Source organism: Alteromonas sp. ABH4_453 (assembly GCF_056160665.1).
In genome coordinates this window covers 560,355-569,475 of record NZ_JBSWXP010000003.1, presented here as the reverse complement: position 1 = coordinate 569,475, position 9,121 = coordinate 560,355, and the positions used below count along the sequence as shown (strand labels likewise).

7 protein-coding genes are annotated in these 9,121 nt (G+C 41.4%); 1 reads left to right on the top strand and 6 read right to left on the bottom strand.

Annotation, left to right across the window (positions count from 1 at the left end; genetic code table 11):
- Positions 1-1,884: 1,884 nt before the first annotated feature.
- The 5 genes from ACXAGV_RS08800 to pnp all read right to left on the bottom strand — a co-directional run bounded on the left by ACXAGV_RS08800 (position 1,885) and on the right by pnp (position 7,141).
- Complete coding sequence (locus ACXAGV_RS08800) at positions 1,885-2,280, bottom strand: hypothetical protein (RefSeq protein ID WP_474872911.1); 396 nt, start codon at positions 2,278-2,280, stop codon at positions 1,885-1,887.
- Between the two features lie 474 nt (positions 2,281-2,754).
- Positions 2,755-3,201 carry a GNAT family N-acetyltransferase gene (locus ACXAGV_RS08795; protein ID WP_474872910.1) on the bottom strand — a complete coding sequence of 149 codons (447 nt, stop codon included), beginning with the start codon at positions 3,199-3,201 and terminating at the stop codon, positions 2,755-2,757.
- A gap of 747 nt (positions 3,202-3,948) precedes the next feature.
- Positions 3,949-4,284 (bottom strand): hypothetical protein, encoded by a 336-nt coding sequence (locus ACXAGV_RS08790; RefSeq protein ID WP_474872909.1) that lies wholly within the window; start codon positions 4,282-4,284, stop codon positions 3,949-3,951.
- Between the two features lie 277 nt (positions 4,285-4,561).
- Entirely contained in the window at positions 4,562-4,855 is a 294-nt protein-coding gene (locus ACXAGV_RS08785) for a DUF1244 domain-containing protein (protein WP_012518312.1), read from the bottom strand.
- 174 nt (positions 4,856-5,029) lie between these two features.
- Positions 5,030-7,141 (bottom strand): polyribonucleotide nucleotidyltransferase, encoded by a 2,112-nt coding sequence (gene pnp / locus ACXAGV_RS08780; protein WP_474872908.1) that lies wholly within the window; start codon positions 7,139-7,141, stop codon positions 5,030-5,032.
- Between the two features lie 338 nt (positions 7,142-7,479).
- Between pnp and ACXAGV_RS08775 the strand changes: the two genes are divergently transcribed.
- Positions 7,480-8,034, top strand: coding sequence for an HNH endonuclease (locus ACXAGV_RS08775; RefSeq protein WP_269916549.1), 555 nt, complete (start codon positions 7,480-7,482; stop codon positions 8,032-8,034).
- Positions 8,035-8,123: 89 nt separating this feature from the next.
- Here the strand turns inward: ACXAGV_RS08775 and ACXAGV_RS08770 are convergent, their stop codons facing one another.
- Positions 8,124-9,074, bottom strand: coding sequence for a mechanosensitive ion channel family protein (locus ACXAGV_RS08770; protein WP_474872907.1), 951 nt, complete (start codon positions 9,072-9,074; stop codon positions 8,124-8,126).
- Between the last annotated feature and the right edge of the window lie 47 nt (positions 9,075-9,121).

Below are 9,121 nucleotides of genomic sequence, written 5' to 3'. Positions count from 1 at the left end.
TCTTCAGTATAAGCATGAACCTTCTTTTTATTAGCCATAAGTCACCTCTTATCTAACTATAGGAGATGTCCACTAAGTTTGGGTAAGTCCTCCCTCTAACGCTAAGCTAAGGGGCAATAACGTGGGGCTATAATCGCGAAGCGGCCCCGCGTGATTGTCCCGTTGAGCGTTTTGTTATGTTTTTTACTACTAAACTGCATACAAAGAAAGAAAAGAAAAAAGTAAACATGTTTGTAAATACAAGATAATACTTTAAACCTCCTAGAGAAGGCAGCATAAGATTTAAGATAGGCAATTTGTTTAAAACAAAGAAAACGAAGACAAACGAGCCCAGAAACGCGTAAACAAATAGCCTCATGTTACCCGTTTTCGATAAACCAACTGCGCATAGACAAGCGAAAGGAATCACAAGTGGAAATTGCATCCAGATGAGCATGATAAAATTCTGTTGATGTTCGGAGATTGTTTGCTGTAATCCTGAAGTTTGCAGCACCTCTACCAATAAATGTATCCAGCCTCGGTAAGAAAAAGTAAGCAATTCCGAGTTAACCAAGAGTTGACACAGAATTCCAAAAGTTATTACTAAAAACTTCATTCTTCGTCCTTGAGAAAACATAACTTTTCAATAACGGGCGCAGACATGTGGGGCATAATGGCGCAGCCGCCCCGCGTGTATGCGTCCCAACGAACGCAGTGAGTGAGTTTATTGAGTTGTTAGGTGACACCTCAAACATCCTTGAGCAAAACTACCAATAAAAACGAAGAAAGCGCAGAGGAAGCCATAGCTAAAAAGTATTTCCTTGCCAAATTATGAGCACACACAAAACTCGAATCACTTTGACGACCTTTCATATACGAGCGACTTATCAACGTAAAAGTCAGCTTGGGAGTTGCAAGTAAAATTAACTTTGTCGGCTCTACCGTTATACCAAAAAGCTTCAAATTGTCTTGCGACTTTAACTCTGTGCAAACTAGGTCGAGTGCATTAACGTATTTATACAAAAAATACAAATAAGAGAAAGCGCCACATAAAAAAAGAATTGTTCTTAGACTCTCCACTTGTCACCTAACGCTAAGCTTTGGGGCGCTAGCACGTGGGCTAAAATCCGAACGAAGTGAGTCAGCCCACGTGTTAGCGTCCCAGCGACCGAAGGGAGTGCCAACAGCGTTTTGTTAGGCGTACAAAGGAAAGTACGCAGCTTTGCTGCCACCACTAGCCAATTAGGCCGCTTGTTTAAATTATTGAATTTAAGATAAAACAACCCTGTACGAAATGCCAGATGTTAACGACATTGCTGGATAAAAGAGCGAGTTTAGACAACTTGTAGTGTTGAATATTGGCGTTGCGGTGTTGATGAAAAGCATGTTGCCAAAGCCGTTGAAACTACCGAAAAAGTAAGCTGTAAAGACAACCTAGCGAAACAACCTTGATGCTGGGATGTCACGTCTGAAGCCACATTTTAATGCTGTAAGTAAATGACGCCTAACAGTTTACTCGTCCCCAAACCGTCATGCTAATCCACACCATTTTGGGGCACTTCTCCTTTTTTTCTTCTTACTACTCTAAACCATAACCAACAGAGAAATAAAAAAAACTAATGTCGTTTTTCGATCATTTATTAAAAACACCAATCGACATGCAAATGATTTCGGTGTATTTAACGCTACACAAACATGCCTGTCTTATTTAGTCTACAATATCGTTATATATTTCTCTTCTGCACTGACTATTTGGTTTTAAAGACTCTAATCTGTCAATTGTATAAAGCATTAAAACATCCTTGTGTTGCATAACGCCCCGCTTAGGGGCAATAACACGTGGGCTAAAATTTGGAGCGAAGCGACTGAGCCCACGTGTTATTGTCCCAGGGAGCTTGCGACCGACTACAGCGGTTTGTTAGCTGGCTTTTCTGCCGTATTGTCTTTTTCACTATTAGTTACTGGTTTCTCCAGTTGCTTACTAATAGTTATAAGCAAGTCGATTTGGTTTTTCTCCCATTCGTCGCTGGAATGATTTGCGTTGTATGCCAACCCCAAAGCGACACAGGATATTGTAAGTGAAAGTAAACCAATTAGAAGACTTATCCAAAACGTCTTTTTAGCTAATCTAAATTGCAACTCTGACTGCCCCAACTGAATTAGTGGAGCATAGCAAGCTGACACTGTTGGCTTGCCTGCATTGACATTGATTTCTCGGGAAAAAGCCTGAATGTCCTTTTCAATTTCAGAGTTAGAGATTCCGTAAGGGTAGTTCTCAGCAATTGTTGGAGTTTGTCTCATAAGCTTCCTGCCAGCTAACAGTTTACTCGTCCCCAAACCGTAATGCTAATCCACACCATTTTGGGGCACTTCTCCTTTTTTCTTCTTACAACTCTAAACCATAACCAACAGAGAAATAGAGAAAAAACCGTCCTGTCGTTTTTCGCTCATTTATTAAAAACAGTAAATCGACATGCAGAAGATTTCGGTGTATTTAACGCTACACAAACATGCCTGTCTTGTTTAGTTCGCTAATCCACACCATTTTGGGGCACTTCTCCTTTTTTCTTCTTACAACTCTAAACCATAACCAACAGAAAAATAAAGAAAAAACCGTAATGTCGTTTTTCGCTCATTTATTAAAAACACCGAATCGACATGCAGATGATTTCGGTGTATTTAACGCTACACAAAGATGCCTGTCTTGTTACGTAATTCAAACAAACATGCCTGTCTTGATTAGTCAGGCAGTTACACAAAATTAGTTACAGTCTCTTAAACATCAAGCTCCATTACAACACCGTCTTTCTCATCTTCTTCAGTCACAATAAAACCAAACTGTGAATAGAATTTGCGCATTGCATGATGACCGGGCATATAGAGTATGGTGATTTTTTTACACTCTGGAATTGCTTTCATTTCATCAATTACCAGTTCTGTAGCGATTTTGCCAATACCTTGACCTTGATATTTAACATCAACCATGAACTGTGCAATATAAAACTCATCTGGTAGTCCCTCTTCAAGCTCCTGATAATATTGCATAAAACCGACTACTTTATCGTCAAGATATATTGCTCGATTAACGTAATGGGGGTAAAAGCTGGACTCAGCAATAGACTCTGAATTTAAAGCTACGTAATCTTCTTGCTCTTTAGTAATCTCCAAATGAATCACATCAAGCCAATTGTCTTTCGTAACTTCACGCAAACTTACATTCATAAAATTCCCTTTTATCTCCAGATTAGGAGTACTTATATCTGGGTGAAATGAAAAAAAACAATACGTTACTTGAGGAGATTCGATTACTGCGTACTATAGTGTTTACGTCAAAATCGCTTGGTACTTTTACCGTCAAGTTCCCTTGGTAATCACACTAATTCACGTAATGTTTCCGAAAACGTGCACAAAAGAGCCAGCCTTATTTAGTTTTCTACATCCGTTAAACAGATATGCCTGCCTTGTTTAGTCAAAATTTGGACATCCATATTAAGCGTTAAGCGTATGCCGATACGTATTTATTTTCGCAAAGATGCCTGTCTTGTTACGTATTACAAAAGAAGACGGCTTCATTTTAGTTGTAGCTATACTCGGTCAATCACAACTGCCTGAAAATCATTTTTCATTTTATTTATAAGTTCTTTAACGCATAAGAAGCAAAAAGTTAATAACTTTATACAGAAACATGCCTGTCTTATTTAGTTTCCACAAAGATGCCTGTCTTGTTTAGTGACAATAACGCGTGTCCTAAAATTTGGAGCTAAGCGAATGAGCCCTCGTGTTATGTCCCAGAGAGTTAAACGGTAAGACAGGCATAAAATTAATATACGCAAACATGCCTGTCATGTTTAGTCTGTCGTATCACTTGTCAGCTATAAAATGCATAAAACTCGTCGGAACGCGGTAACAGCGTGCGTCAAAAGCTTGCTCAACGGAGAAAAGAAATATGCCTGTCTTGTTTAGTCCTCTTTAACCAACTATGTCAGTCAATGATTCGTACAAGGCAATTCTTTTGGTGTCATCACTCTCATCCAATAGACGTTTTGCATCGTTTAAACTGACCCAACCTATTGCTTTACGGGCACTTTGTGTGTTTCCCTTACCGTAGTCCCGCCAACCGGCAACATTATAAGATCTCAATTTTTCTAGTGCTTCTTCGTATGTGGCAGTGAATTCAATTGCAGGTTTAACAGGGTTTTCACTAACCTTATAGCCGTTTCTAGCTTTTTGGTGGATATTAAAGGGGATACAGAAGGTATCTTTTGTCGAAACAGGAATTCTATTCTGGCGTTTTTGTTTTAACACTTTACATCCTTGAAGTTAATTGGGTAGCTAACAGCTTACTCGTCCCCAAACCGTCATGCTAATCCAAAACTTTTTCGGGAACCTGTCCTTGTATTTAAAATAACAATACCCCACAACCAACAGAAAAATAAAGAAAAACCTTTCATTTCTAGCTCACATATCAAATACACCAATTCAGCATGCAAATGCTTTTAATGTATTCCACCCCACCCAAAACCAAAAAAGCCAGCATAAGCTGGCTTCAATACACAAAAACAAATTTAGTCCTATCTAAAAACTACTTCCCCTGCCTAGCAGCCAACTTCTCCAACTGCTCGTCAGTTGCTGGAAGCTGGTGTTTCTCTTTCCACTCTGAATACGGCATTTTGTATACCACTTCGCGTGCGGCTTCGTAGTCGATATCAGCGCCCTGCTCGCTTGCAGCGGCCGAATACCATTTTGCCAAGCAGTTACGGCAGAAATCCGCCAAAATCATCAGGTCAATGTTCTGAACGTCTTTATTTGCATCTAGGTGTTCTACTAAGCGGCGGAATACCGCTGCTTCTACTTCGGTTTGTGTTTGCTTATCCATTATCTAATACCTCTAAAAAAGCGCTTTTCATTATCCCTTAAAAGTGTGGTTTAAATGTATGGATTAACGGGAATAATCCAACCCGCTATCTCTTTTAAAACCTATAACGAAAAAAGGGAGCCAAGCTCCCTTTTTACTTAAACATAACTAACTAGGTTTAAAACCTAATTGATATTACTCTGCGTCGTCAGACTTAGGAGCAGGTTTTTCTAGAAGCTCTTTAATGCTTAAACGTACGCGGTTCTGGCGGTCGATTTCCATAACCTTAACGTCAACCATTTCACCTTCTTTAAGGTAGTCAGTAACCTTGTTCACACGCTCGTGAGCGATTTGTGAAATATGAACAAGACCTTCTTTACCTGGAAGTACTTCTACAAACGCACCGAAGTCTACAATACGTGTAATCTTACCGTTGTAAGTCTTACCAACTTCAATTTCAGCCGTTACTTGCTCAATCTTACCAATAGCGATGTCTGCTTTCGCACGCTCTGTAGCGAAGATTTTGATAGTACCGTCGTCTTCAATCTCGATGTTAGTGTCAGACTCTTCAGTAATTTGACGGATCATTGCGCCGCCTTTACCGATAACGTCACGAATCTTGTCTTGGTCAATCTTCATTGTGTAAATGCGTGGAGCAAATTCACTTAGCTCTTCACGGTGACCGCCAATTGCTTCGTCCATTACGTTAAGAATGTGCAAACGTGCTTCTTTTGCTTGTTTAAGCGCAATTTGCATGATTTCTTTAGTAATACCTTCAATCTTAATGTCCATTTGAAGTGCAGTAATACCGTCAGTAGTACCCGCTACTTTAAAGTCCATGTCGCCAAGGTGATCTTCGTCACCAAGGATATCTGAAAGTACAACAAAGTTGTCGTCGCTCTTAACTAGGCCCATTGCGATACCCGCAACAGACGCTTTAATTGGAACACCTGCATCCATAAGCGCTAGTGAAGTACCACATACCGACGCCATTGAAGATGAACCGTTTGATTCTGTGATTTCAGAAACCACACGTACAACGTACGGGAATTCTTCTTCACTTGGCATTACTGCTTGAATACCACGCTTCGCTAGACGACCGTGACCAATTTCACGACGCTTAGGCGAACCAATCATACCGGTTTCACCAACACAGTATGGAGGGAAGTTGTAGTGAAGCATGAAACGGCTGTCGCGCTTACCTTGAAGCTCGTCAATCATCTGTGCGTCACGCTCTGTACCTAAAGTAGCAGCAACAATTGCCTGCGTTTCACCACGGGTGAATAGTGCAGAACCGTGAGTACGAGGAAGAATACCAGTTGCTACGTCTAGAGCACGAATCATTGCAGGCTCACGACCGTCGATACGTGGCGCGCCAGAAAGGATGCGTGAACGTACTACGTCAGACTCAAGGTCGTGAAGAAGATCTAGTACTTCTTTCTTGTCTTGCTCTTCGTCTTCAGCAAGGATAGCTTCTAGTGCTTTGTCAGTTGCTGCAGTTACGGCGTCTTTACGCTCTAACTTGTCAGAAATCTGGTAAGCCGCTGTCATTTCAGCTTCAGCTAGTGCTTTAACTTTATCTTTAAGTGCAGTGTTTTCTGCTTCTGGTGCCCAGTCCCACTTCTCAGTGCCAACTTCAGCAGCAAACTCGTTCACTGCGTTAACAACAGTTTGAAGTTGCTCGTGACCGAACATTACCGCACCTAGCATAGTATCTTCAGAAAGCACGTCAGCTTCTGATTCAACCATAAGTACTGCACCTTCAGTACCCGCAACAACAAGGTCAAGCTGGCTTTCAGCTTGCTCTTCTGCGCGTGTATTTAGAATGTATTCGCCTTTGCTATAACCAACACGAGCCGCACCAATTGGGCCGTTGAAAGGAATACCTGAAATAGCAAGCGCTGCAGAAGTACCAATCATAGAGATGATGTCTGTAGGGATATCTGGGTTAGCAGACATTACAGTAACAACAACTTGTACTTCGTTTTTGAAGCCTTCTGGGAATAATGGGCGAATTGGGCGGTCGATAAGACGCGCAGTCAATGTTTCGCCTTCAGATGGACGACCTTCACGCTTGAAGAAACCACCTGGGATTTTACCCGCAGCATATGCTTTTTCTTGGTAGTTTACTGTTAGAGGGAAGAAGTCTTGATCTGGCTTGGCTTCTTTTTTACCAACTACTGTTACCAGTACAGACGTGTCGTCCATGCTCGCAAGAACCGCAGCTGTCGCCTGACGAGCAATTACACCCGTCTCTAGAGTTACAGTATGCTGTCCATACTGAAATGATTTAGTAATAGGAGTCACTATTTGTCCTTTAATTTCAATCTTTATTTTATCGCTTTTAAACGCGGCGCATAGTATAGCTTTGAAGTAGCTGTAATGCCATTGCCAAATACAGCCCCGCGTGGAATTTATATAGTGAATTTGCGAAAAATCGCTATCAACCATAGCACCATGACTATATGAAATATCTGTGAAATTTCAATTATTGACTATATTTTCATCATACTGACACAAAACAGCGTATGCTAGAACAAAAAGCGAACAAAGAAAGATACAAACTTATTGTCTTAAATGAGTTAGGGGCAATAGAGTTTATTCATAACAAGAACGTCTAATATTAGTGTGCTAAGGAGATAACCATGTTGGTACTTCGACTTAATAAAGCAGGCATGCCACAAGAGTGGATAGATGTTGAACAAGCCGCAAAGCTTTACAGTCAGGATAAGGTGCTATTCGAGCTTGGCAGCGATGCCATTACGCTTAAAGGGGGCTGGAATCACGAAGGGCTGCAAAGCGAACTTACTCTATCAAGCATTATCGCTTGCGACGGCAAGGTAACAGATTTATCTGGCAAAGTTGCCCTTACCAACCGCTATTTGTTTAGACGCGACAGCTATTTGTGCATGTATTGCGGCAATAAGTTTACGCCTAAACAACTTACCCGAGACCATATTATACCCCGCTCTCGCGGCGGAAAAGATATCTGGACGAACGTAGCCACGGCCTGTCAGCGATGCAATCATGCTAAAGCAGCGAAAACGCCTGAAGAAGCAAATATGCCTTTACTCGCTGTGCCATTTAGGCCCAATGTTTACGAGCGCTTTTATTTGATGAACAGACGCATACTCGCAGACCAGATGGCATTTTTAGAAGGGCATTTTTCCCACCAGCGGGAATGGACGTGTAACGAATGAAGTCTGACTGATGAAGTGTGACTATTGAATGATAACAAAAAGCAGTGAGCGACCGGTAAACTAAATAACAGGTCGCTCTTTGATGTCGCTTACATACCAGTACTTGGTGTCGATTGTTGTTCTGTAGTAGCTTGCGCTTGAAGATTGCTGTTACCACTCTCGCTTTGCTGTTGCATTAGCATCGTCTGCTCTTCTTTTTGCGCTCTAAACCACAGGCTTAACCAATCGGAGCACATTTTATGTTCTAGCTCATGAGCCTCCGCAGTTGGGCAGAAAAGGCTAACCTTCACCACCACCTTTGCAAGTTCATTGGTTTTGATCTCAACTTCTGGGTCTATACGGATAAACTCTTGTTCTAAATGACGCTCAATCAAGCCTTTATAACGTTCTGCTACATCGCGAAAGTATTCACAATGGGCTTGAGCGCGAGCGTGAAAAGCGGGTAATAAGCTATAGGCATTTACCGTAGGCTCGTTAACAATTTCAAACGAGTGCAAACGGTAGCGGCGCATAAAGTTAAGGTTGCGTACGGTTTGGGTAACTAGCTGGCTGTTAGGTACGTAAACGTGTTTACCCGTATAGTTGAAGCTTTCTGGGTCAACTTCTAGAAGCGCAGTTTTTGCCCAGTCCATTTCTACCACTTCACCAATGATAGTGTTCATTTGGATCCAGTCCCCTACCCTAAATGGCCTTGCGCCCAAGTAGTAAATGAAGCCCATAAAGCATTGAATAAATTCTCGAGTAGCTAGCACTATGGCAACCATGAATGCAGCGATGGATATAGCGAGTGTTTGTATCTCAGAGCTCCACACCATCATCAATACAATGATAATAAAGGCGTTGCCTAACTGCTCTAAAATATTAATCTGGTTTCTTCTATCTTCCCCGCGCTGCGAGCTGATGCGCCTTATCAGCAACAACACACCTTTTTTAATAAAGTGCAATACAATTAAAAGTAGTAGTGATGTCAGCAGTTTATACTCATTGGCAAACGCAATAAGCTGATTCCATAACTGCGTGGGGTCTATCACAATCTCCATGTATGCTCCGTCTGTGCTGCGAGGGTAAATCTTTGAATAAAAATAAA